General features: G+C 46.2%; 19 protein-coding genes. 13 read left to right on the top strand and 6 right to left on the bottom strand.

Annotated features, from left to right (window positions below; translation table 11 throughout):
• Nucleotides 1–27 precede the first annotated feature (27 nt).
• Both glpT and glpQ read left to right on the top strand, forming a co-directional pair.
• Nucleotides 28–1392 (top strand): glycerol-3-phosphate transporter, encoded by a 1365-nt coding sequence (gene glpT, locus P4S59_RS11950; protein ID WP_006742417.1) that lies wholly within the window; start codon nt 28–30, stop codon nt 1390–1392.
• 56 nt (nt 1393–1448) lie between these two features.
• Nucleotides 1449–2504 (top strand): glycerophosphodiester phosphodiesterase, encoded by a 1056-nt coding sequence (glpQ, locus tag P4S59_RS11945; protein WP_150919325.1) that lies wholly within the window; start codon nt 1449–1451, stop codon nt 2502–2504.
• A 70-nt stretch (nt 2505–2574) separates the two neighbouring features.
• Here the strand turns inward: glpQ and dapD are convergent, their stop codons facing one another.
• From dapD to P4S59_RS11930, 3 genes are all read right to left on the bottom strand, one after another.
• Nucleotides 2575–3606 (bottom strand): 2,3,4,5-tetrahydropyridine-2,6-dicarboxylate N-succinyltransferase, encoded by a 1032-nt coding sequence (gene dapD / locus P4S59_RS11940; protein ID WP_012841475.1) that lies wholly within the window; start codon nt 3604–3606, stop codon nt 2575–2577.
• Nucleotides 3607–3935: 329 nt separating this feature from the next.
• Nucleotides 3936–4232, bottom strand: coding sequence for a YebG family protein (locus P4S59_RS11935; RefSeq protein ID WP_046875002.1), 297 nt, complete (start codon nt 4230–4232; stop codon nt 3936–3938).
• A 128-nt stretch (nt 4233–4360) separates the two neighbouring features.
• Nucleotides 4361–5287, bottom strand: coding sequence for a LysR family transcriptional regulator (locus P4S59_RS11930; RefSeq protein ID WP_145532635.1), 927 nt, complete (start codon nt 5285–5287; stop codon nt 4361–4363).
• Between the two features lie 109 nt (nt 5288–5396).
• Here P4S59_RS11930 and P4S59_RS11925 point away from each other — a divergent pair, with 109 nt between their 5' ends.
• Nucleotides 5397–6371, top strand: a complete 975-nt coding sequence (locus tag P4S59_RS11925) for a TDT family transporter (protein WP_023584104.1) — start codon at nt 5397–5399, stop codon at nt 6369–6371.
• 75 nt (nt 6372–6446) lie between these two features.
• Here P4S59_RS11925 and P4S59_RS11920 read toward each other — a convergent pair whose 3' ends face one another.
• Nucleotides 6447–8270, bottom strand: a complete 1824-nt coding sequence (locus P4S59_RS11920; protein ID WP_337168449.1) for a DUF3413 domain-containing protein — start codon at nt 8268–8270, stop codon at nt 6447–6449.
• 252 nt (nt 8271–8522) lie between these two features.
• Here P4S59_RS11920 and recC point away from each other — a divergent pair, with 252 nt between their 5' ends.
• From recC to P4S59_RS11895, 5 genes are all read left to right on the top strand, one after another.
• Nucleotides 8523–12014, top strand: a complete 3492-nt coding sequence (gene recC, locus P4S59_RS11915) for an exodeoxyribonuclease V subunit gamma (protein ID WP_337168448.1) — start codon at nt 8523–8525, stop codon at nt 12012–12014.
• Between the two features lie 327 nt (nt 12015–12341).
• Complete coding sequence (recB, locus tag P4S59_RS11910) at nt 12342–16016, top strand: exodeoxyribonuclease V subunit beta (RefSeq protein WP_337168649.1); 3675 nt, start codon at nt 12342–12344, stop codon at nt 16014–16016.
• On the top strand, nt 16016–18163 hold the full coding sequence (gene recD, locus P4S59_RS11905) for an exodeoxyribonuclease V subunit alpha (RefSeq protein WP_337168447.1): 2148 nt from the start codon (nt 16016–16018) through the stop codon (nt 18161–18163). Before recB ends, recD begins: the two co-directional genes overlap by 1 nt.
• Nucleotides 18164–18319: 156 nt before the next feature.
• On the top strand, nt 18320–18694 hold the full coding sequence (locus P4S59_RS11900; protein WP_054867163.1) for a hypothetical protein: 375 nt from the start codon (nt 18320–18322) through the stop codon (nt 18692–18694).
• 26 nt (nt 18695–18720) lie between these two features.
• Nucleotides 18721–19092, top strand: a complete 372-nt coding sequence (locus tag P4S59_RS11895; protein WP_337168446.1) for a hypothetical protein — start codon at nt 18721–18723, stop codon at nt 19090–19092.
• 48 nt (nt 19093–19140) lie between these two features.
• Here P4S59_RS11895 and P4S59_RS11890 read toward each other — a convergent pair whose 3' ends face one another.
• Together P4S59_RS11890 and argA are read right to left on the bottom strand one after the other, a co-directional pair.
• Complete coding sequence (locus P4S59_RS11890) at nt 19141–19329, bottom strand: hypothetical protein (protein WP_074191720.1); 189 nt, start codon at nt 19327–19329, stop codon at nt 19141–19143.
• Nucleotides 19330–19746: 417 nt separating this feature from the next.
• Nucleotides 19747–21084 carry an amino-acid N-acetyltransferase gene (gene argA / locus P4S59_RS11885; protein ID WP_012841478.1) on the bottom strand — a complete coding sequence of 446 codons (1338 nt, stop codon included), beginning with the start codon at nt 21082–21084 and terminating at the stop codon, nt 19747–19749.
• Between the two features lie 162 nt (nt 21085–21246).
• Between argA and P4S59_RS11880 the strand changes: the two genes are divergently transcribed.
• The 5 genes from P4S59_RS11880 to P4S59_RS11860 all read left to right on the top strand — a co-directional run bounded on the left by P4S59_RS11880 (nt 21247) and on the right by P4S59_RS11860 (nt 25667).
• Nucleotides 21247–21702, top strand: a complete 456-nt coding sequence (locus tag P4S59_RS11880) for a DUF2850 domain-containing protein (RefSeq protein ID WP_182036631.1) — start codon at nt 21247–21249, stop codon at nt 21700–21702.
• Between the two features lie 273 nt (nt 21703–21975).
• The gene (gene mltA / locus P4S59_RS11875) at nt 21976–23079 is read left to right on the top strand and encodes a murein transglycosylase A (RefSeq protein WP_337168445.1); all 1104 of its coding nucleotides are present in this window, start codon (nt 21976–21978) and stop codon (nt 23077–23079) included.
• 99 nt (nt 23080–23178) lie between these two features.
• Nucleotides 23179–23988 carry a tRNA cyclic N6-threonylcarbamoyladenosine(37) synthase TcdA gene (gene tcdA / locus P4S59_RS11870; RefSeq protein ID WP_005380241.1) on the top strand — a complete coding sequence of 270 codons (810 nt, stop codon included), beginning with the start codon at nt 23179–23181 and terminating at the stop codon, nt 23986–23988.
• Nucleotides 23989–24007: 19 nt separating this feature from the next.
• Nucleotides 24008–24436: a cysteine desulfurase sulfur acceptor subunit CsdE gene (gene csdE / locus P4S59_RS11865; RefSeq protein WP_053809816.1), complete on the top strand. Its 429-nt coding sequence runs from the start codon at nt 24008–24010 to the stop codon at nt 24434–24436.
• A 310-nt stretch (nt 24437–24746) separates the two neighbouring features.
• The gene (locus tag P4S59_RS11860) at nt 24747–25667 is read left to right on the top strand and encodes a GGDEF domain-containing protein (protein WP_337168444.1); all 921 of its coding nucleotides are present in this window, start codon (nt 24747–24749) and stop codon (nt 25665–25667) included.
• The last annotated feature ends 31 nt before the right edge of the window (nt 25668–25698 follow it).

Raw genomic sequence — 25698 nt, 5'->3', positions numbered from 1 at the left:
CATCGCATACAAAATAATGAGGTTCCTATGTTTGGAATATTCAAACCTAAGGCGCACATTGATCGTCTGTCCCCAGGCAGTATCGATAGCACCTACTCTCGCCTCCGTTGGCAACTCTTTATCGGTATATTTGTTGGCTACGCCGGTTACTATCTGGTTCGTAAAAACTTCAGTTTGGCGATGCCTTATCTTATCGAGCAAGGCTTTAGCCGCGGTGACTTAGGTGTCGCGCTGGCAGCTGTTTCCATTGCATATGGTCTCTCTAAATTTCTAATGGGCAGCGTTTCTGACCGCTCCAACCCTCGCTATTTCCTTAGTGGCGGCCTACTGATGTCTGCATTAGTGATGTTTTGCTTTGGCTTTATGCCATGGGCGACTGGCAGCGTCACTGCGATGTTCATTTTGCTTTTCTTGAACGGTTGGTTCCAAGGCATGGGGTGGCCCGCATGTGGACGAACCATGGTGCACTGGTGGTCACGTAAAGAGCGTGGTGAGATCGTTTCGGTTTGGAACGTGGCACACAACGTGGGTGGCGGTTTGATTGGTCCACTATTTATTCTTGGCCTGTGGGCATTTAACGATGATTGGCGCACTGCATTTTATGTTCCTGCATTTTTCGCCACGTTGGTTGCTGTGTTTGTTTGGATGACGGTTCGCGATACGCCTCAATCTTGTGGTTTGCCACCGATCGAAGAGTATAAAGACGATTATCCTGATGACTATGACAAGTCGCACGAACAAGAAATGACAGCCAAGGAAATCTTCTTTAAGTATGTATTCAACAACAAGCTGCTTTGGTCGATTGCAATTGCAAACGCATTTGTTTACCTAATTCGCTACGGCGTACTGGACTGGGCACCTGTTTATCTAAAAGAAGCGAAGGATTTCTCGGTAGATAAATCGTCATGGGCTTACTTCTTATACGAATGGGCCGGCATTCCAGGCACATTATTGTGTGGTTGGATTTCAGACAAATTGTTCAAAGGTCGTCGTGCACCTGCTGGCATCTTATTTATGGTGTTAGTGACCGTTGCAGTGATGGTTTACTGGTTTAACCCTGCTGGTAACCCAATGGTGGACATGATGGCGCTGATTGCAATTGGCTTCCTAATCTATGGTCCGGTTATGCTGATTGGCTTGTACGCACTTGAACTCGCTCCGAAGAAAGCCGCCGGTACTGCTGCTGGTCTTACTGGTTTATTTGGATACTTAGGTGGTGCGGTGGCTGCAAACGCGATTCTGGGTTACACGGTAGACCACTTTGGCTGGGATGGTGGCTTTATCATCTTAGTTGGTTCTTGTATTACTTCTATTGTGTGTTTGATGTACGCCTTCTTAGGTGAGCGTGCGCACCACGAGCAAAAAGAGCGCGAAAAGGAAGCGCTAGCGTAATATTTATTTAAAGAGGCAGTGGAATACTGCCTCTTCGCTTTATCAAGGAAATAACAATGAAAACAAAGTCAGTATGTCTTACTTTTTTAGCACTTAGCCTCTCAGCTGGTGCGATTGCGAAACCGCTTGTAATTGCACACCGTGGCGCATCGGGTTACTTGCCTGAGCACACGCTAGAAGCCAAAGCGCTTGCTTACGCAATGAAACCTGACTACATAGAGCAAGATGTGGTAATGACGAAAGACGACCAGTTGGTCGTGTTGCATGACCATTATCTAGATCGTGTAACGGATGTTGCGGAGCGTTTTCCTGATCGCGCACGCAAAGACGGTCGCTACTACGCGATTGATTTCACACTGGCGGAAATCAAATCGCTGCGAGTAACTGAAGGCTTTAATATCGATGACAAAGGTAATAAGGTCGCTGGTTATCCGACACGATTCCCAATGTGGAAATCGGATTTTACCGTGCCGACGTTTGCTGAAGAGGTTGAGCTGATCCAAGGACTTAACAAGACGTTGGGTTACGACATCGGTATTTACCCAGAAATTAAAGCGCCTTGGTTCCATCGTCATGAAGGTAAGGACATTTCTAAAGCGGTGCTTAAAGTCTTGAAGCAGTACGGTTACGACTCGCAAGACGACAAAGTTTACCTGCAGTGTTTTGATGCGAACGAACTGCAACGCATTAACAGTGAGTTGATGCCCGCAATGGACATGGATTTAAAGCTCGTTCAGCTCATGGCTTACACCGATTGGAACGAAACTATGGTGTACAAAGGCGATACAGCAACGCCATACAGCTATGATTGGATGTTCGAAGCCGACGGCATGAAGAAAGTGGCGAGTTACGCCGAAGGTATTGGACCTTGGAAGCCGATGCTGGTGGATGATAAGTCAACCAAAGACAATATCATCATCAAGCCGTTGATGAAGGCTGCAAAAGACGCTGGCTTGCAAGTGCATCCATACACGTTCCGTGCCGATCCAGGACGCATTCCAGCGTACACGGACAGTTTTGAAGGCATGATGGATGTGTACTACAACCAAGTGAAGGTGGATGGTTTGTTTACTGACTTCCCAGATAAAGCGGTCAGCTTTTTAAATCAGTAATCACGCATTTTGCTGTAAGCTAAAAAATCCCCCAACAGTTTCCTGCTGGGGGATTTTTCTTAACTATTTATTAGTTGTTTTTATGCAATTCGCTGTTCAGTTCAACCGCGCTCTTGTTTGCAAGACACTCGATTTGACCTGTTACAGAGTTACGACGGAACAGTAGGTCAGAAACACCGGCAAGATCGCGTGCTTTCACTACTTCTACTTCTTGGCCAGCAGAATCTAGCATGCGCACTTTTGAACCAGCAGTTACGTATAGACCTGATTCGATAGTACAACGGTCACCCATTGGGAAGCCAAGACCTGCGTTCGCGCCTAGTAGAGAGTTTTCACCGATAGAAACCACCACTTTGCCGCCGCCAGATAGCGTACCCATGATAGATGCGCCGCCGCCGATGTCAGAGCCGTTACCAACCACTACGCCAGCAGAGATACGACCTTCAACCATGCTCACGCCTGTTGTACCCGCGTTGAAGTTGATGAAGCCTTCGTGCATTACCGTTGTGCCTTCGCCAACGTGTGCACCAAGACGTACGCGAGAAGTATCTGCGATACGAACGCCAGTTGGAACCACGTAGTCCACCATTTTAGGGAACTTGTCTACGCAATCTACGCTTAGCGTACGGCCAGCTAGGCGAGCTTCGATTTGACGCTCAGCCAGTTCAGGTAGGTCGATTGGACCTTCGTTAGTCCATGCGATGTTGTGTAGTAGACCGAAGATGCCATCCAGTACTGTGCCGTGTGGCTTAACTAGACGGTTGGAGATAAGTTGAAGTTTTAGGAAGCCTTCAGCAACAGATTGTGGTTGTTCATCCGTAGCTAGGATAACCAGTACAAGCGGCTGTGCTGATTCTGCTGCTTTGGTTGCGAAAGATGCGTTTGCTGCATCGCCGTTTGCTTCGAAAGCCGCCGCAAGTTCTGCGCTTTGTGCTGCAGAGATCTCGATAGCTTGGTTGCCTTGTTCGTAACCGGCTACTGCTGCTAGTGCGTTAACAAGCTCTTCATTTGGGTTAAGAACTGGGTTTGGAAAAAACGCTTCAATGATTTTGCCATCGCGGTTTTTAGTCGCTGTACCAAAGGCTAGAGAAAAGAAAGCCATAGTTGATCTCCATATGTTGAGTCTTGTGTCTCGTCTGTTCACTGACAAGAAATAATTAAGTTGTCAGCCATCATAATGAGAGTGCTAGGGAGTTTAAAGAGGGGAAATAGATAAAGTCTGTAGATGGATACCTTTTGTCTTTTGGGAGATATGTCTGTCTGATGAGAAATGTGGTTGTGAGGTGGTCAATTAGCGGGTGTTTGTTGAAATGAAATAAGGCGATTTGTCGTATCTGTGCTCGAAAGAAAGGGCGATCTTTCCATGATGATGTATGCCTTCAGATACAAAAAACGCCACATGATGCGGCGTTTCTTTAATAAATGAGAGGCTTATGCAGCGTCTTCTTGCTTGTCGTCTTCTACAGATTCAAGCTTTTTTGCTTTCTTTGGTGCTGGTTTGCGTTTTGCACCCAGTGCGTAAAGCACTTCTTCTTTGTTTTGAGCGAGGTACATCGCAAGATCTTCTTGCTTACCTTCGTCTTCTAGAAGTTCACTTTTACCTAGCAGCGTGAATAGTTCGTCTGCCATGTCTAGCATTTTATCGTATGCGTCAGCTTCCGCTTTAGAGGTAAAAGTCATTTTCTCTTCTCCATTGCGTTCTACCACGTACTTGACGATTACAGCCATGGTTGGTCCCCTAACTTGGTGTATTGATACTGGCTTTTTATACAGTTTTTGACCAGTTAAGTCTAGCGACAAGCCTAAGAATGAGAGACACGTACAACTAACTGACCAGCATTTAAACTATCTCCGTTTCACTTGGAGGGCGTATTCTCTAGATAAAGGTTATTTGGTCGTTCCCAATCTTGGCAAAATTCGATAAACGTTCTGAGTAGTGGGCTTTGGTATTTCTCTTTGTGAACCAGTAGCCAGAAGCGACGTTTCATATCCAAAGGCATGTCGAGCAGTTGCACGCGACCGTCACGAATAGCAGGCTCAGCAGACAAGCGTGACAAGCAGCCCAAGCCTAACCCCGCCGATACTGAGTTGATCAACGCTTCGGTGGTATTGAGCTGAAAAGCTTCATGCCAATGTTCCAAGCGCGGCGCGACAACGCGCATAAAAAATTCGCGTGAACCAGATCCAGCCTCTCGTAATATCCATTCGCTGTTTTCTAGCTCGGTTAAGTTTACTGGCCCTTTGTGCGCGGCTGGGTAATCGGGCGCGCAAATCACGCACATTTCATCTTCGCTAAACTGGGTGGACTGCAATTCAGGGTGAAGTGTTTTGCCCTCAATGAGGGCTATATCTAACTCGTAATCGGTCAGCATGTCGCAGATTTGTGCGGAGTTAGAAATGAACAGACTTTGAGAATGATGGTTCGTTTGCTGACGAAATTCGCTAAGCAAATAGGGCGCGACTTGGTTGCCAATGGTGTCGCTGGCACCAATGCGAAGTTGGCCCGATAGCGCTTGGTCGCCATCGAAAATGCTCTCGATGTCTTTGGCTCGGTTGAGTAATTCATCCGCCAGTGGCAGCAGTTTTTGACCTTCTTGGTTCAAAATTAGTCGGTTATTAACACGATCAAACAAGTGATGGCCGATCTGCTTTTCTAATTCTGAGAGTGCCATGCTCACTGCCGCTTTCGATAAAAAGAGACTATCAGAAGCTGCTGTGAGCGTTTTGTGCTGCGTGATCGTCGTAAACACTTTCAGTTGTTTAAGAGAAATGTGACTTGCCATACCCCACCGTTAAGTAATTTTGAACGTTTGTTTTAAATAATTAGATATATCAGAACGAAGTGCAAGCGTATTATACGCTCCATCAAGAGTGAGTCTGGTTGAGGTCATCATGATTCAAAGAACAAAAGCAAAAGTAATGGGAGCACCAACTCCGATGGCGGGTTTGGCTCTTGGTATTGCAAGCTTAGGCTGGAGCTGGGAAAACTTCGCCGAATTACATGGCTACGGACAGTGGATTAGTGCGGGTATCGCGAGCGTATTGTTGGCTATATTAGCAACCAAGTTTTTGCTACATAACCATCTATTGAGACAAGATCTGGCTCATCCGGTTGTGGGCAGCGTGGTTCCGACATTTGCGATGGGCACTATGGTGGTATCGAACTCTCTCGGCCATTTTTACCCATTAGCTGGCGATGCGCTTTGGCTGATTGCGGTGGTTTTGCACATCGTGTTCTTGGTGAGCTTTGTTTACCATCGCGCCAAAGATTTTGAATTGCACCACATGGTTCCTAGTTGGTTTGTACCGCCAGTGGGTATCATCGTTGCGGATGTGTCTTTCTCTGGCAACCCGATGTTAGCGCCAGTGGCACAAGGTGCATTGATGTTTGGTATGGTGGCGTACGCGATCATGTTGCCGATGATGATTTACCGTTTCATGTTTACCCATGAAATTCCGGATGCAGCGAAACCAACAATGGCAATCATGGCAGCGCCAGCAAGTCTATCATTGGCGGGGTACTTAACGGTCACTGCGACACCATCACCAGTGATCATCGCTATGCTATTTGGTATCGCGGTATTGATGACAGCCATCATTTACCTCGCATTCTTTAAATTGCTTAGACTGCCATTTAGCCCAGGCTATGCGGCGTTCACTTTCCCGATGGTGATCGGTGCGACGGCGCTGTTTAAAATGGCGAATTGGATGGAGTTGCAAGGATTGGCTGCGCACTATGTTCAACAAGTGCGAGGCTTAGCTGGTCTTGAGTTGATTGTGGCAACATTTGTTGTCTCTTATGTGGCCTTACAATACATCAACAACTTGTTGATTCAGCCACGCTTGATGCACGCTCATCACGCTTAAATAGCAGATAGGAAAAAGCCTCTTGGTCTTACAACCAAGAGGCTTTTTTATTTCAATCGGCGTCGATGTTGGACACTAGCCTTTTTTGTAAAATCGCGACATCTCATCCAGAGAATGACGAATGATATCGACAGGAACTTTCTGTTCTTTCTCGACTTTTAACTGGCGATTCAGTTGCTGAGAGTGCCCGCCAGGATTGACCACAAGCATCAATTCTTTGCCGACCAATGCATAGTTGTAGTAGCTGCCAGCAATATACCAATCGCGAGGGGCAGAGCTATCAAACAAGTTATGACCAACACTGTATGAACTCGTTGTGCCTTGAACGTCAAACAGCGTATTCATCATGGTTGGCACGACGTCAAAATGGGTCGTGCGGTAATCAATTTGCTCTGGTTGACGATTTGGCATGTACACGTAAAGAGGCACATGTACTTGAACGTCACTGTAGTTACCCGTGTGGCCCCAATAGTTCATCTTATGGTCGTTAAACTCTTCACCATGATCTGATGAAATCACCACAATGGTGTTGTCTAAGTCGACGTTTTTCAGCACATCACCAATCAAGCTATCGATGTAGTACAACGAGTTCTTGTATCGATTGTGGTAAAGCGAAGCGTCAAAATCGTTGTTGAGTAAAATGTGGTCAACGCGTTCCCAGTATGGTTTGAATTTCGCAAATTCAGGTTCAGGAAACACCGTGCCGTGGGCGGCATCGTAGAACAGAAAACCAAAGTACGGTTTGTCGCTGTCCTGCTTTTGGAACTCGATGAACTTGTCTGTGATCTGCTGATCGCGCTCGACAGCTGTTTCCCCAGTTTGTTTCAAGGTCAAGTCCGACACTTTTTTGAATACCGTGCGAGAAAGTGGCGGGCTGGTGAGCGGTGCTGAGCCAAAAATGCCCATGCGGTAGCCTTCTGCTTGCAGCGTATCCATAAAAACAGGAGAGCGTTGGCTTGCGTAAAAGCTTTCCCAGTAGGTCGCTGGCAAGCTGTAAAACAGGCTGAAAATACCCGCTTGAGTTGAGTTGCCGCCGCTCATGTGTTGTGTGAAATTCACTGTCTTTTCGGCGAACTTGCTGACATTTGGCATGACTTCCGGCGTCGCATCACTGTAGCGCCACGCGTCAACCAAGATAAACAAAACATTGGGCTGTTTCTCTTTGCTTTGCACTTGAATCGGCGCAAGCGGGTAGTTGAGTGAGCTACGTTCAATGTTGGTTAACTCTACGCGGTTCTTCGATGCAATGTTCTCATCCACTAGGTCGTGTTTGTAAATAAATTTACGGGCCGTCAGCGGGTAGTAAAGTGGCCAGTTATTCGAAAACTGACTGACTTCATCGTCGTAAAGCGCGTTTTTGTACGCATGAATCATCTGTGTACTGAGCAATACAGCAAACCAGACGCTGATCAAAACGAACTTAGCTCGGCTTTGTGCCAGTTTATTACTTACCCAAACGGTACAGGCGAGCCCGATCACCAGAATGGCAATTTCACTGATGAAGATTAGCCAACTCATCCAAGAAATATCGAAGACATCACCGCCACCTTCGAAAAACATACGGATTAATAGGGCGTTGATGTGAAGTTTGTATTGCTGAAAAACGAGGATATCGATTTTAAACATGATCAATAGACAGATCGCGATAGCGATCACGATGCCTTTGAATGCTCGAGTCGGTAGAAAAGAGAGCAATAAACTCAACAACATAAATGGAAGAGCGATCAAGCCCAGCCAGCCATATTGAGTCGAAACTAAATAGTAACCTTGCAACAAGGTTAGCGGTTCATTCTGATTGTTAGACAACACAAAAGGATAACAAGCGATCGACAGATACACTGCAAAGCAAGCAAAAAAAGCAATCAGCCAAGCGCTGCTGGAAGACAGTTTGCGAAACATACTTTTTGTTTGTTTATAAATTATGGGTAGAGGGAGTATAAAACAGTGTTTTTTATTATGGAATAGTTGCGACGAATGTCACATTTTGTATGGAAGTGTCATACTTGATTGACATGTGAAAATTCAGAAGATTCATACTCTATTTGAGTGATATATAACCTTTTGTTTTTTCCGAACGCGAGATCACTGCGGGTTTAAATCGGGCTGTGCTAAGCTAGCTAACAGTTTCAATCGGCGCTCGGTATTCCCAATTTGTTTACTGTTTATCACTCCAACCAAGTTGACGTTCTTAAATCACTCCTTGTCGAACTGATTCGAATCAGTCCGCTGGAAAACCCGTTCGAAAAAGAACAAATTCTGGTTCAAAGTCCGGGCATGTCCCAGTGGCTAAAAATGGAATTGGCCAAAGAGTTTGGTGTTGCCGCGAACATTGACTTTCCGCTCCCTGCAACCTTCATTTGGGAAATGTTTACGCAGGTGTTGCCAGACGTGCCCAAGCGCAGTGCGTTTAACAAAGAAGCGATGACGTGGAAGCTGATGCATCTGCTACCGGGGCTTCTCAACCAAGACGTGTTTTCGCCGTTAGCGCAGTACCTCAAAGATGACAGTGATCACTCTAAGCTGTATCAGCTGGCTGAGAAAATTGCCGATATTTTCGATGGTTACTTGGTGTATCGTCCGGAATGGATCGCAAGTTGGGAAGCTGGGCAGAGTGTGCCAGAGCTGGAAGATGAGCATCCGTGGCAGCCGATCTTATGGCAAGCGTTGTATGATCACACTGTGTCATTAGGACAGTCTCCCTATCACCGTGCCAACCTTTATGAGCACTTTATCGACACGTTAGAGAGTTTTAACGGCAATTTTGACCATTTACCCCAGCGTTTGTTTGTTTTTGGTATTTCTTCGTTGCCGCCTCGCTATATGGATGCGCTAAAAGCAATTGGCGAACACATCGACGTGCATCTGATGTTCACCAACCCATGTCGTTATTACTGGGGTGAAGTTCGAGATCGCAAATATCTGGCTCGTTTGGCGGCGAAACATCGTCAGCACGTTGTGTGGCAGGACGATCACTCGGAAGTGCAAGGTGAAACTGAGCAACTGAAAGGATCACTGGAAGATAATGTGATCGATGAGCTGCACACCGATGTGGTCGGAAACAGTCTGTTGGCATCCATGGGTAAACTCGGGCGCGACAATATGTATCTGTTGTCTCAGCTGGAATCTCATGAAATTGAAGCCTTTGTTGATGTTGAGCGCGACAGTCTGCTCCATCAATTGCAAGCGGATATTCTCAATCTTGAAGAACATCAAGATGACCAACAGATTGAAAACAGTCATCACAAACAAGTGGTTAGCTTGGGTGATAAATCACTGAGCCTACACGCTTGTCACAGCCCGATGCGCGAAGTGGAAGTGCTGCATGATCAACTGTTGGCGATGTTCGATGCTGACCCAACGTTAAAACCGCGCGATATTATCGTGATGGTCGCGGACATCAACGCTTACAGCCCTGCGATTCAGGCGGTCTTTGGTAACGCGCCGGGTGAGCGTTTTATTCCATATTCGATTTCTGACCGAACCGCCGATCAAGAGAGCCCAATTCTGGCCGCATTTATGCAGTTGGTGAACTTACCCAATACGCGCTGTTTGGCATCAGAACTACTCGAACTTCTGGAAACTCCGGCGATATTAAAGCGTTTTGAACTCAGCGAAGATGATTTCTTACAAGCCAAACAATGGGTTGAGGAATCGGGAATTCGCTGGGGGTTGGATGCCAATACCGGACGCGAATTTGAACTGCCGGAAACCCGTCAAAACACATGGCAATTTGGTATTCAACGCATGTTGCTCGGCTACGCGATGCCAGAATCCGCAGGTTTGTTTGAAACCGAGCAAGGCAGTTTGTCTCCGTACAACGAAGTGCAAGGCATGGGTGCAGAGCTTGCGGGTAAGTTGGCACACTTTATCCAACAAATTAGCACTTATCGCAGCAAACTTTCTTATGTTCAGACTATTGATGGTTGGCGAGAGACTTTGGTTTCACTGCTGGATGATTTCTTCTCAGTTGAGTTAGAAGGCGAAATGGCGCTCAAATCCATTCGCGATACGCTCAACCAACTCAAAGAGCAATTAGCTGATGCCGCATTTGATGATGCGTTATCGCCGTCGATCATCAGCCAATACCTTCAAGACAAATTATCTGGCACACGAGTCAGCCAGCGCTTCCTGGCTGGTCAAGTGAACTTTTGTACTCTGATGCCGATGCGCTCTATTCCGTTTAGAACCGTTTGTCTACTGGGGATGAATGACGGCGTGTACCCACGTTCCATGCCGCCAGAAGGCTTTGACTTGATGACGGGAAGAGCCAAACCGGGCGACCGTTCGCGCCGAGATGATGACCGTTACCTATTCCTCGAAGCGATGTTGTCTGCACAGCAAACGCTCTACATCAGTTATGTTGGCCGTTCAATCCAAGACAACACCGAGCGAGTGCCTTCGGTTCTGGTTTCTGAGCTGATGGAATACTGCCACCAAAACTATTGTTTAAGTGGTGATGAAGCGTTGCCCGTTGATGAGTCTGGCGACAACTTATTAAATGCGTTGGTGAATACCCACGCCATGGTGCCGTTTAGCCCAAGTGCGTTCCAAGGCACGCACGCTAGCTACGCGAAAGAGTGGATTCCAGCGGCATTGACTCAAAGTAGTCAATCGCAAGGCTATGTTCGTCGTGATTTTAATCGGGCATTAGACGACTATCTGTTAGGAGCGACGTACCCACTTGAGCTCGACTTAGTCGAGTTGCAACGTTTCTGGCGCTTACCTGTGCAGTATTTTTTCAATCGTCGTTTAAAAGTAATCTTTGAACCGCCACTGCCGGTGATGGAAGACGACGAACCCTTTGTTTTAGGTGGTTTGGAAAGTTATCAAATGCGTGATGAGCTGTTAGAAACCTTGCTTGAAACGACATTGATGCAGCCAGAGAAAAAAACAGAGGTGCTTAAACACTTTATGAGTCAACAGCGCGCGCAAGGCAAACTGCCGGTGGGGGCGTTTGGTGATATCGAGTTTGAAACCAACCGAGTTCAGGCGGAAGAGCTGGTGGACAAACTGGCGTTTTTATCTGGTGCGCCTCAAGACGATTTGGAAATCGACCTGACGTTTGATTCCTTGTTTGAGCGAAATGAAGGCGAAGAGAAAAACGTTCGCCTAACAGGTTGGCTAACCCAGTGTTACCAATCTGGGTTGATTCGTTACCGAAGCGGTAAGATTCGCTCGCAGGATTACCTTGCAGCGTGGATCGATCACCTTGCCATGTCGGCGTCGGGTTATGCCAAGAAAACTCATCTGATTGGCTACGATCGTAAAGAAGGCGCGCTGCATTTGATCTACCCAGAAATTGCCGATGCGCAGTATGCCAAACAGCTACTGACTGAATTAGTTCGCTTGTTCTTCGAAGGCATGACTAAGCCTTTGCCTTATTTCCCGAAAACGGCGTTGGCTTGTGTTGAAGCGGGCTTTAGCCGCGGTCAGTGGGTCGATGACGAAGAGAAATCCTTGAAGAAAATGGCTGACGCATTCAATGATGGCTTCATGAGCCCGGGCGAAGGCAATAATGCGTACATCTCTCGAATTTGGCCTGCTTGGAATGATGAGTTGGCCTCAGAAGTTCGTTTGCTGACAGCATTAGTACTGCAAGGTGCGCGCTTAGCGGTTCAAGACGCTGATGACGTAAAAGCGTAATAAAGACAGTTGGATAAAGAGAAGGAAGAGTAGGGTGGCCGCCAGAAAATCATTATTTTTTGTAGGGCGTTCGCTGTACGGCCACAAGGTCAGAGGGACCATGATACTTTTGTTTAATTCATTTGAGTTGTGCCGCCAAAAAGGTTTGGCTTATCTCGTGGGGCGCATACTAACGGTACGTCTTATGGATAACCGTGAGAAAGATCTCACAAAGCTCTAAATTATCCAACTTGTTAAACATATTAATAGAATTTTTAACTATAGATCACATTTATTAGGTGATACGTCCTAGTAAATAATCCGGAGAGATTCAGCGTTATGGATCAAATGTCAGGTGCAGAGTGCCCTCTACATACGTTAGACCGCACAGAGCAACCTCAACCAACGCCACTAGAACCGATGACGTTTCCTCTGCATGGCGCGAGGTTAATCGAGGCATCAGCAGGTACAGGTAAAACCTTCACTATTGCAGGTTTATATCTGCGCCTTTTGCTTGGTCACGGCTGCGAGGAAACTCGACATCGCGTACCGCTTACGGTCGACCAAATTCTGGTCGTAACCTTTACCGAAGCGGCAACTGCGGAATTGCGCGATCGTATCAGGGCAAGGATCCATGACGCGCGAATCGCGTTTGCGCGTGGACAGAGTTCCGATCCGGTGATCCAACCTTTGCTTAATGAGTTTGACGATCACAAGCAAGCCGCAGAAATTTTATTGCAGGCAGAGCGTCAGATGGACGAGGCGGCGGTCTACACCATTCACGGTTTTTGCCAACGTATGCTAACGCAAAATGCGTTTGAATCTGGCAGCCGATTTAATAACGAGTTTGTGACCGATGAAAGTCACCTAAAAGCGCAAGTTGTAGCCGATTACTGGCGCCGCAACTTTTACCCGTTGCCATTTACCTTGGCTGGAGAAATTCGCCAGCTATGGGGCTCTCCATCTGCGTTGTTGTCTGACATCAGCAATTACTTAACCGGTGCGCCGTTAAGCCTTTCTGTTCCTGCAATGAAAGGCAGTTTGGCTGATCTTCATACTGAAAATTTGAAAAAAATTGATGAATTAAAAGCACAGTGGCGAGAAAGCCAAGATGACTTCTTAACGCTGATTTCAGATTCAGATATTAACAAGCGCAGCTACACCAAAAAGTCTCTGCCGACGTGGTTGGAGGCGGTAAACGCTTGGGCGGCAACGGAAACTACAGGTTACGATTATCCAGACAAGCTGGAGAAATTCGCGCAAAACGTCTTGTTGGAAAAAACACCGAAAGGCAGTGCGCCGCAGCACGCGGTATTTGAAGCCATTGAAACATTTCTTGCCAATCCAATCAGCTTAAAAGCGCCACTGCTTGCGCATGCGATTGAGCATTGTCGTGTGATGCTGGCCAATGCGAAAAATCAAAAACAGTGGCTCTCTTTCGATGATTTGCTGACGCAACTTTCTGCTTCTATCGATACGGACGAAAGCGAGCTTTTAGCGGCGCGTATTCGTACTTTGTACCCTGTCGCAATGATTGACGAGTTCCAAGATACTGACCCGCTTCAATACAGTATTTTCAGCCGTATTTATCTGAACAACCCGGAATGTGGTTTGTTTATGATCGGTGACCCCAAGCAGGCGATTTATGGCTTTCGTGGCGCAGACATTTTCACTTACATCAAAGCGCGTAACCAAGTAAGTGCCCACTACACGTTAGGAACCAACTGGCGTTCAAGTGCCGATATGGTGCAGGCGGTAAACCAAGTATTTGCTTTGCCAGACAGTCCATTTATCTATGATTCGGATATTCCGTTCTTACCCGTTAAGTACAGTCCCAATGCCGAAAAACGCATTTGGACTATGGGTGGCCAAAAGCAACCCGCGCTGACTTATTGGTTGCAAGAAGCGGACGATAAACCGCTACCAAAAGGCGAGTATTTGACTCGAATGGCAGAGGCGACCGCAAGCCAAATCCAAACTATTTTGACGCAGGCTCAACAGGGGCAAGCGTGTCTGGTGAATGGCGAAAAACAGAAAGCGGTTCAAGCGGGCGATATCGCGGTGTTGGTTCGAACAGGTAGTGAAGGTCGAATGATCAAACAAGCGCTAGCAGACCAAGGCATTGCCAGTGTGTACCTGTCTAACCGAGACAGTGTGTTTACCAGTTCGGTGGCGCAGGATCTACAGCGTTTGCTGCAAGCGGTGCTGACTCCAGAAAATGACCGTGCGCTGCGTGCAAGTCTTGCCTCTGAGCTGTTTGCCCTCGATGCAGCAAGTTTGGATGCGCTTAATAACGATGAAGTGGTGTGGGAAAATGCCGTAAACGAATTCAAAGAATATCGCAAACTTTGGGTTCAGCGTGGTGTGCTGCCGATGTTACGCGCGGTGATCAGCAAACGCCATATTGCCGAGCGATTACTAGAAGAAGGTGCGAGTTCACAGGGTGAGAATGGTGAGCGAGTACTTACCGATTTAATGCACATCGGTGAACTGCTTCAACAAGCCAGTAATGAACTGGATAGCGACCACGGTCTGCTGCGTTGGCTCGCTCAGTCTATCAGTGATGCGGAAAACGGTTTGGGTGGCAGTGATGACAAAATCCAACGTTTAGAATCGGAACGTAACTTAGTGCAGATCGTAACTATTCACAAATCAAAAGGCTTGGAGTATGACCTCGTATTTCTGCCGTTTGTGTTCAGCTATCGAGAAGCCAGTGAAGCCAAATATTACGATGCAGCCAATGACCGCACGGTACTGGATATCACTGGCAACGATGCGTCCATGAAGCAAGCGGATAAAGAGCGTTTGGCGGAAGACTTACGCTTGATATACGTGGCACTAACGCGTGCTGTGTATGCGTGTTTTATCGGTGCCTCACCTTTGCGCAATGGCCGTTCGACCAAAGAGCCAACCGGCGTACACCGCAGTGCGATTGGCTATTTGATTCAAAATGGTCAAGAAGGTGGCATCAACGATTTGCACCAAGGTTTAACAAAGCAACAAGACGAGCTTGATTGTGTCGTTGTGGCCGAACCGCCGCAGCAACTCGAAGAGAAGTACGTAGCGCCACAAGAAGAAATACACGATCTTAGCGCGAAAGAACTGCAAAACCCTATCGACAGAAACTGGCGCATCACCAGTTATTCTGGCTTGGTCAAGCAAGGCTCTCATCACGCCGAGCATGATGCCACGATTGAGATTACGGGTTTTGATATCGACTCATCTGAAGAGCAAGACGAAGCGGATTTGGTGGAGCCAGAGCGCTCTATTTTTACCTTCCCTCGTGGTGCGCGTCCGGGTACGTTCCTGCACAGCTTGTTTGAGGAAATTGAATTTACTCAGCCAGCCACTACTGAAGAGAATACACAAATCATCCTTGGTTTGATGGAAAGCGAACAGCTCGATGAAGAGTGGTTGCCCATTTTACAACAATTGATTGATACCGTACTCGCAACGCCGTTGGATGGTAAGTCTTTGCTGCTGAATCAAAAAGCACCGTCGCAACGTTTGGTGGAGATGGAATTTTTGTTGCCGATTGAAGTGTTGTCTGCACCGGCGTTAAACCGAGTCATTCAACGTCACGATCCGTTGTCGGCGAAAGCGGGGGATTTAGGTTTCCAAACCGTGCAAGGCATGCTCAAAGGTTTTATCGACTTGGTGTTTGAACATCAAGGTAAATACTACGTGCTTGACTGGAAATCGAATCATCTTGGCGACGATGTAACGAGCTACCATGGTGAGGCTCTGAAATCGGCCATGGCGGATCACCGCTACGATTTGCAGTATCAGATTTATGCGTTAGCACTGCATCGTTTCCTACGCAGCCGATTGGCGAATTATCAATATGAGCAGCACTTCGGTGGCGTGTATTACTTGTTCTTGCGCGGCATGGATGGGCAGAGTGACCACGGCATTTTTGCCGCGAAACCAACCTTAGAGTTCTTACAAGAGATGGATCGTTTGATTGATGGTCAAGTACTTGAAACGCGCTCAACTCAAGCCGGGCAGATGGAGCTACTTTAATGACGACAAATCACAATCTTCATTCTGACCAAGATAGCCTATTGGTAGTGTTGGAACGCTTGGCGCACAAAGGCGCGCTTCGTCAGCTCGACTACCAATTCGCCTGCTTTATTGATTCTCAAACTAATGATGAACAGCCTGACAACCAAGCATTGGCGTTTATCGCGGGTGTTGTCAGTAGTGAGCTTGGCAAAGGACATATCTGTCTGTCTCTGTTCGATGCACAAGGGCAATCTACGGATTTAGCCAGTAAGCTAGGGCTGTTTGGTGAGTCGGCATTGGCGCTCAACACACAGTTGCAAGGCATAGACTGGATTGAAGTATTACAAAATTCCAGCGTGGTTGGCGCGCAAGGAGAAGCCTTGCCGCTGATGTTCGATGGTGAGCGTCTGTATCTGCACCGCTATTGGAATTATGAAGTGACACTGGCGGAAAAGCTCAATCAGTTGGGCGCTGTAGTGAACTTGCAGTCGCAAGAGTTAGCGCGATTATCGGACTTGCTCAACCATCTGTTTGCACGCCAATACCATTTTCTGTTTAACGCGTTAGGCAAAGCAGTAGAAGCGGGAAGCAGCAACCAAGTGTTGCGTCAGCAATTGGTGTGTGACCACCTTGACGTAGTTGCAAGCGAATCGTTGGATTGGCACGCCATTGATTCCGTGCTTAGCAATGCGCGCAAGGTTCAAGATTTGCAAATACTGGATGAACTCGTACCACTCTCGGCTTGCGTGAACTGGCAAAAAGTCGCGGCGGCAGTTGCGTTAACCCGTCGATTTGCTGTGATTTCTGGTGGTCCAGGCACGGGTAAAACGACGACAGTAACCAAATTGCTTGCCGCTTTGATTGAACAGGCGACGCACGAGAAAAACCTAACCATCAAGCTGGTGGCCCCGACGGGGAAAGCGGCGGCGCGATTAACCGAGTCCATTGGTAAAGCGGTGCAAGAGCTGCCAGTTTCTCCGGAGCTAAAAGCCAAAATTCCGACTGAATCGAGCACCTTGCATCGGTTGCTGGGCGCGATTCCAAATAGCGCAGAATTTCGTCACAACAAGCAAAATCCACTGCATTTGGATATTTTAGTTATCGACGAAGCGTCGATGGTCGATTTACCAATGATGTACAAAGTGGTTGATGCCTTACCGAAACATGCGCGGCTGATTTTGCTAGGTGATAAAGATCAACTTGCTTCAGTTGAAGCAGGGGCCGTGTTGGGTGATATCTGTTCGTTCCATGCATTGGGTTATGGAAAAGAGCAGGCGTCAGCCATTGCAAAACTGACGGGTTTCGATACTTTAGCCCATACGGGTAACAGTGCATCTAGCATTGCCGATAGTTTATGTATGCTGCAAAAGAGTTACCGATTTGACGCTCGCTCAGGCATTGGTCAGTTGGCAAAAGCGGTTAACTCCGGTTCTGCTGCGAGCGTAGATAACGTCTGGTCGCGTGACTTTTCTGATATCGAACATTTCGCGCTAAGTAGTCAGCACTACAACCAAATGATGCAGACGTTGGTGCAGGAATACGGTCGTTACCTCAAACGCATTGGACAACAGGAAACCGATCCTGAAACCGGAGAGCCAGAGTCGCTAACGCGTAAAGCCAAAGCGGTATTAGATACCTTCAACCAATGCCGACTGCTTTGCGCGATTCGTGAAGGTGACTTTGGTGTTGCTGGGCTAAACCAGCGCATCGAGAAAGCGCTCGCGGCGCGCAAGTTCATTCAGGTTCAGGATGAAATTTGGTATCACGGTAGACCTGTCATGGTTACGCGTAATGATCATGGTCTAGGTTTGTATAACGGTGATATTGGTATTTGCATGCGAGATGACAGTGAAGAAGAACCGCGTTTGAAAGTCTTTTTCGAGTTACCTGACGGCAGTGTGAAATCGGTCTTGCCAAGCCGAGTACCTGAACATGAAACGGCTTACGCCATGACCATCCACAAATCGCAAGGCAGTGAATTTGATTACACCCTGATGATTTTGCCACCAGACTTTAGCCCGATATTAACTCGTGAGTTGATTTACACAGGCATTACCCGCGCGAAAAAGCGTTTAGCTCTTTACGCCGAACTCAACGTTCTGAAGCGAGGTATTAAGGTGAAAACGACTCGCACGAGTGGATTAGTACAGCGGCTTACGAATTAATTTTTACTTGTGATTGTGACATTTTCGAAGATGATTCTTTGTGGCGGGTCTTATATCCGCCATTTCGTTTTCATGAAAAATGGATTGCTATTGAGTAATATTCTTCCTTAAAGGTATATTTCTCCTTTCTCATTCGCATATCAAAGGCAACTGAATATGAGTTTGCTCGACTCGTCCTTTCTAACCTTCTTTATCGCCGGAGGAGTCGCGTTTTTATGGTTCGTTATTATCGGAGCAATTTTTATATTTTTTATACCGCCAAAGGTGAAGCGGTTTGCTTTTAATCCGAAACATTATTCAGAAGTAGAGTTAGCCTTAGTCTCGGGTTTTCACTTTGGTGCTTTAGTACATGGTGTAGGCTTAGTTGCGGCGGTCGCTTTACCAACTTTAGCGAGGAGAAGGGGCTTTGCTGATATTCATCAAGTTTGCTCCGGTCTATTCATCGGAATTTGCCGTATTTATATAAGCGTTTTATTGCTTCTAGCTATGATCACTTTAGGCTCAATGGTGGTTTGGATGTCTATTACTTGAGAGCTGGAATAGAAGGTCGGTGAAGTTTGCAGTTATTAGAAGTTTCTTTTATTACATTTTTTGTTGCAGGTGCTTTGTTAGTTTTTTGGTACCTGATAGTAGGTATTTTGCTTATTGTTACCACGCCGCAAAAAGTAAAGCGCTATGCGTACACTAGTGAGCATTATACAGATATTGAGCTTGCTTTAGTTTCTGGATGTCACTTTGGGGCCTTAATACATGGATTAGCCCTTGTTGCCGCAGTTGCATTTCCTAAGTTGGCCAAAAAAAGAAAGCTAACAGATATTCGTAGAGTTTGCCCAAAGTGGTTCATAAGTATTGGGGTAGTGTACTGGACTATTTTAATCTTTATCGTAGTCACTATTTTTGCATCTTTGTTGGCTATGATTTTGTTTTGAATTGATTACGTACGTAAAAGAAGACCGAGCTTATGGCTCGGTCTTCTTTTATGCATGTTTTGCAAACGCATTGGTAAAAGACACGCTGCGTATTTTGTATTGCTGTTGATAAGCAAGAATAAAATCTCGGACAGCGTCATTTACGGGGAAAACACAGTGGACGTCTAGGCCTTCTAAAAACTGATTGTCAGCCATATCCCAGAAGCTTTGAAGCGAATTACAAATGATTGTTCTCATAACAGTGCTCGTCTCGGCTTATTTAAAGTCAGATTAACAACTGTCCTTGGTGTGCAATACGGAGCTAACTAGTTTTTCAATTGCCCAGTATTTTAGGGTGAAGGCTACATTACATCACCTAGATCCATTCGTATTGGTTAAAAACCAATCACTAGCGAGCAGAGTATAGCCAACCAAATGTATATTTAAAAGATAAGATTGGAACAAAAATCAAGCAATGGTTTGCGCATTTCTAAGTTGGGTTTACATGATGACCCGCTAGTCCGGAGTAGGGTTTATGTGTGGCCTTACTCCTAAACAAACTCGTTCCTAAACAAGCTCGATGTGCAGGGTTGAGCGTTAATGAACTGAATCCTGCCCTTTGAGGTTAGTTGGTATAGTGGAACGTTAAGTTTCGCTCCCTGATTTAAGGTTAAGCTATAAATCTAACGCTAAGATTTTGGACTTACGCTGGAAGTTATATAACCCTTGTTTGGCTCCAGGCAAATAGTCGACACTGACTTCGTAAAAACCTTGCTCTCTAAACCAATGCAAACTGTGTGTCGTGAGGACAAAAATCTGATCAATGGTTTCGGATTTAGAACGATGTTTCATGTAGTTGAGCAGTAACAAACCTCGGTTTCCATCACGATAGTCAGGGTGAATTGCTACGCAAGCCATCTCAGCTTTACGCTCTTCTGGGTATGGATAAAGGGCAGCACAGCCAATAATCAAACCGTCTTTTTCGATGATGGTAAATTTTCCAATCTCTTGCTCTAGCTGCTCTCGAGAGCGCCTAACCAGTACACCTTGTTCTTCTAACGGGCGAATGAGGTCTAAGATACCGCCAATATCGTCAATATTAGCTTGCCTCACTTGTTCAGCACTCGCCATAACAACTTGGGTTCCGATGCCGTCGAAAGAGAACAACTCCTGAATTAAGGCGCCATCTACTTTATAACTGATCAAGTGGCTACGAGGTACTCCGGCACGGCAAGCGGCAATAGAGCCTTTAAGAAAGCGCAGTGTCCCAGTGTTGTAATCTAGGTCAGGAGACGTATTTTCAGAGAGTGTTTTGATGACATGCTCCGCCTCAATTGGCAGTAACTCGGCGACAGCATTGCCGTTGTCATCAATGACACCTTGTTCGGAGCAAAAACCAATCAGCTTATCCGCACCCAGCTTTATCGCTAGTTGGGTGGCGACTTCTTCCGATAATAAATTGAAGCACTCGCCAGTCACAGAGCTAGCAATGGGACCTAGCAGAACAATTGAACCTTGATCAAGAGTGCGGTTGATAGCATCGGTGTCAATGCGGCGAATACGTCCACTATGGCAATAGTCCACACCATCATCAACGCCGAGTGGTTGGGCAATGATGTAGTTTCCGCTAACGACATTGAGCTGGGTGCCTGCCATCGGAGTGTTGTTGAGGCTCATTGATAGGCGCGCAGTAATCGCAAGTTGAAGTTGTCCGGCAGCTTGCATAACAACAGATAAAGCCGATTCATCCGTAATGCGGATATTTTTGTGGTAAGGCGTAGTGAGGTCTTGTTTTTCTAGCAGCTGATTAATTTGAGGACGTGCACCATATACCACCACGACTTTAATTCCGAGGCTGTGCATGAGTGCGATATCATTAATAATATTGCCAAAATTTTTGTGTGCGACGGCTTCTCCGCCCAGCATGATCACCATGGTTTTTCCGCGGTGAGCATTGACATAAGGTGTTGATTGACGGAATCCTTTTACGAGAGCAGTACTACGAATTTTCACTACAGCCATTCCTTTGTTTAATTATGTCAAAATAATGCCTTTTTATTCACTTGGTGGCAAGGTGAAATTTTGGAATAAAGCACAAACATATTGAGGTAGGTTCTTGGTCCCGTTGAAGGGGAGAGTTACAATGAGCGCGTCTTTTCTCAATACGTGAACCTCATGTCTTCTGCTGTTAATAAGAATGCTGCGATCACTGCTTCAAATCTGTCAAAAACGTCATCTAAATCAATGCTTCGTAAGTGGCTAGAGCGTTCTCTCATGCTTATAGCGATAGTTGGAACCGTTGTCGTGTGCATGCTGTATAGTGATTTGATTACTCGAACCATTAATCCGCCTATTCCTAAATCGACTATTTATGGTCGCTGGGTTGAGCAAGATGTTGCGCCTTATGCTCGTGAAGAATTTGTGTTGAGTGAGCGCGGTGTTACCGTAAATGGTTCTACAGTGGCTACCAGTTTTGAATTCGATGGGGATTCGTTTTCGTATCGAATGGGTTCAAATGAGCGGCACTTCAATTTTGTGGGTAAGCAGCATGCAGAAATGAAACTGGATGCCAATGCACATTATCTACCTGTATTCCGTTTGGAGGGGCGTGCAAGGATTGCGGTAAGATAGTCGTTTTTATTATTGTCTCTTAAGCTGAGAGTCCTTGCGTCTGTGAGTCACATGGATGATCACAATTTCATCTCTCAATCAGTAAATCTTACTTTCAAACATAATCCGGACAATTCCGTAATTCTTCCGCTGCTATCATGTTGCATTAACTGAATGAATTCACAACGAGTAAACGGATTGGCTTAGCGTTGAAACATTTTGTCGTTGCTTTTCAATTGCGTCGTATGCATTTGTTTGCCATCCTTTTGCTATTCTCTTTTACGGAAAAGACACGTGTTAAAAAAACTCCTTCCTATTATCTCTTTGAGCCTACTCTTTGGCTGTGCTCAACAAAATGATCGTGCTCAGCAATATCTTGATGGTGAGTTTCCTCAGATCCTCAATCAAGTGGATGTGGTTGAGTCTAACAAACCACGCGATTTTACTGAATTTAACAAGCAAGCTGAGCAAGTGGTGATAAAGTCACCATCCATGGCGAAGATGTACCAACCGTTATATCAACGATTAAGTGAGTGGGCGCAACAGAGCGGAGATACCAGTGCGTTGAGTGCGTTTGGCATTCAAGCCGCGCAATTGGGTGGTGGTGATAAAAAAGGTAATGTGTTGTTTACCGGATACTTTTCTCCCGTGATGGAACTGCGTCATACACCAAACGACATTTTTAAGTACCCAGTTTATGGCAAGCCAAACTGCTCATCAGATTGTCCGACTCGCGCGGAGATCTACAATGGAGCACTAGATGGACAAGGTTTGGTGCTAGGTTACGCGCCTAATCGTATCGACCCATTTATGATGGAAGTGCAAGGCAGTGGCTACGTGCATTTTGAAGATGATGATACGTTGGAGTACTTTGCGTACGCGGGTAAAAACAATAAAGCTTACGTCAGCATTGGCCGCATTTTGATTGAACGTGGTGAAGTCCCGCGTGAAAAAATGTCCCTCAAAGCAATCAAAGAGTGGGTGATGGACAACGACGATTCGACAGTGCGCGAGTTGTTGGAGCAAAACCCTTCTTACGTTTTCTTTGCGCCAAAAGCAGAAGCGCCAGTAACAGGCTCGGCTGGTATTCCGTTGTTGCCAATGGCCGCCGTCGCGGGTGACCGTTCTATCTTACCAATGGGTACGCCAATCTTGGCGGAAGTGCCCCTGCTGAATGCCGATGGTACGTGGAGTGGTGCGCATCAACTGCGAATGCTGATCGTTTTAGACACTGGTGGTGCGGTAAAACAGAACCATTTGGATCTGTATCATGGCATTGGTGCGAGAGCAGGAACGGAAGCAGGGCACTACAAGCATTTTGGTCGAGTGTGGAAACTTGGGTTAGAAAACTCACCAACTCAAGCGCCTTGGGCTTTACCGCCAGAAAAGCTACAATAGTCGTCCAAGAGAGAGGAACACTCTCTTATCTAGACATTTCATCAAAGAGTGCGTATAAATCGCACTCTTTGTTTTTCTATCGATCATCTGGACTTCAATATGCGTGAACTCGATACCCCAGCATCTGACAGCTACAATCAACGCTTTGGCGGCACTCGTCGTCTTTATGGCAACAGCGAAGTGGACATTCTTCGCGCTGCACACGTTTGTGTTATTGGTATTGGTGGCGTGGGTTCATGGGCGGTGGAAGCGCTGGCTCGTACGGGGATCGGTGAGCTAACTCTGATTGATATGGACGATGTTTGTGTCACGAACATTAACCGCCAAATTCATGCGATGACGGGCACCGTTGGCCAAAGCAAGATTGAAGTGATGGCCGAGCGTGTCAAATTGATCAACCCAGAGTGTAAAGTTAATCTGATTGATGATTTCATCACGCCAGACAATCAACATGAGTACTTAAGCAAAGAGTTTGATTACGTGTTGGATGCCATTGACAGCGTAAAAGCGAAGGCGTCTTTGTTGGCGTATTGCCGCAGCAACAAGATCAAAGTGATCACCACGGGTGGTGCTGGTGGTCAGGTTGACCCAACGCAGATCATGGTCGCTGACTTAACGAAAACGATCCAAGATCCTCTAGCGAAGAAAATCAAAGACACCTTGCGTCGTCATCATAACTTCCCTAAGAATCCGGCTCGTAAGTTTGGTATTGATTGCGTGTTTTCAACCGAGCAGCTGAAGTATCCTCAAGCAGACGGTTCAGTGTGTGGTGTGAAGTCGACAGCGGAAGGCCCAAAACGTATGGATTGTGCTAGCGGTTTTGGTGCGGCGACTGTTGTAACTGCAACGTTTGGCTTTGTCGCGGTATCGCGAATCGTTGAGAAGTTGATTTCAAAATATAAGAAGTAAACTAGAAGAAGAGCGCATCATGACAGATTTTCCCGTTTCTCCATTTGGTACAGATATCACCAGCGAAGACATTGTAGCGACTATGCAGCAATTTAAAGGCTGGGAAGATCGTTACCGTCAGGTTATTCAGTGGGGTAAAAAGCTGCCACAAATGCCAGAAGAGCTGAAATCAGAACAAGTTACCGTTTCGGGCTGTGAAAGCTTGGTGTGGCTAGTGAGCCAAGAGCAAGATGGCGTTTGGCATTTTTGTGCGGACTCCGATGCGCGTATCGTCCGTGGGTTGATTGCCTTGGTAATGGCAGCTTATGACGGTAAAACGGCCGATCAAATTCAAGCATTTGATATTGATGCTTATTTTGATCAACTGGGGCTTGTCTCCCATTTAAGCCCGTCACGTGGTAATGGCTTGAAAGCTATTGTAGAGCAGATTAAGCAAACCGCCGTGTAACGAGTCATTTTCCCAATTCTTAAAAAAACGCCGAATAGCCTAGCTGTTTGGCGTTTTTTGTATCTGAGTTGAGATATTTTTTGCATATGGATAAAAAGTATGCAAATGGTCGACTATTTTAGCGTTAATTAACCATTCTATTGATCCTGGTTCATTATATTGCCCACTTGGTTTTTATAAACTCAATTGTATTTAAAATTTGTCTATATTAGATAATAGACATATGCCCCATTCGCTCCTATTCCCCAATGTGGAAACACACTTGGAAGCGATTGGGTTACTTAGATACAAATGCTAGGAACCTCCCTATATGCAATTCACCTTGGAACATGCGCAAGACGTGTTATCCGGAATGCCAGACCCCACTTTTATTCTGAGTGAAGATGGTATCTATATTGATGTTTTTGGAGGAACAGATAAAAAAGCCTATCACGATGGAAGTAATTTGATAGGTGAGACGCTGCACAGCGTACTTGAGAAAGATAAAGCTGACTGGTTTATCGAACAGATAAATCGGTCACTGAAACAAGACAGTATTGTGACGATCGAGTACAAGATGTGCGCCGACAGCATTCAGGGAATAGATGCTAACAGTGGGCCAAGAGGCGACCTATACTACGAAGGCAAGATCTGCCCACTCACTATAAAATACCGAGGTCGTCGCGTTGTCCTTATTCTTACACGCAACATCTCCAATCGCCACCGAGTTGAAACCCTTCTTCGCCATCAAAGCCAAATTGATGCTCTTACCAACATCTACAATCGACGTATCTTTTTCGAAAAGCTCACAGAAGAAGTTATTAAATCCCAAGCTCTGGATTATCACTCCGCGTTGTTATTATTTGATTTGGATTTTTTTAAAGTCATCAATGATAAACGTGGTCATGATGCGGGGGATTATGTCTTAGAGACGTTAGCTGATTTGGTTTCTCACTTACTCGTCAAAGACGAAATTTTTGCAAGAGTCGGAGGGGAGGAGTTTGCGATTATTTTGCCAGAAACCTCTCTATCGGCGGCGAAAGAGGTAGGAGAGGAAGTTCGTTCCCACATTCAAAATTGTCAGTTCGAATTTGAAAAGATTGAAATTCCGGTCACGGTGAGTGTAGGCGTGGTGGAAATAGGCAGAAATGAAACCACCAAACGTTTGTATGCGCATGCAGATAAAGCGCTTTATGCTGCGAAAAGAAATGGCAGAAATTGCGTGGCGACTCTGGATAGGCAGATGGAGTAACCTTGTTGGTTACTCCAAATCAAACCGTTGG

Origin of the sequence: Vibrio sp. M60_M70 (genome assembly GCF_037162085.1) — a bacterium.
In the GTDB taxonomy this organism is placed as follows: Bacteria; Pseudomonadota; Gammaproteobacteria; order Enterobacterales; family Vibrionaceae; genus Vibrio; species Vibrio diabolicus.
This window is presented reverse-complemented; position numbering and strand designations above follow the sequence as displayed.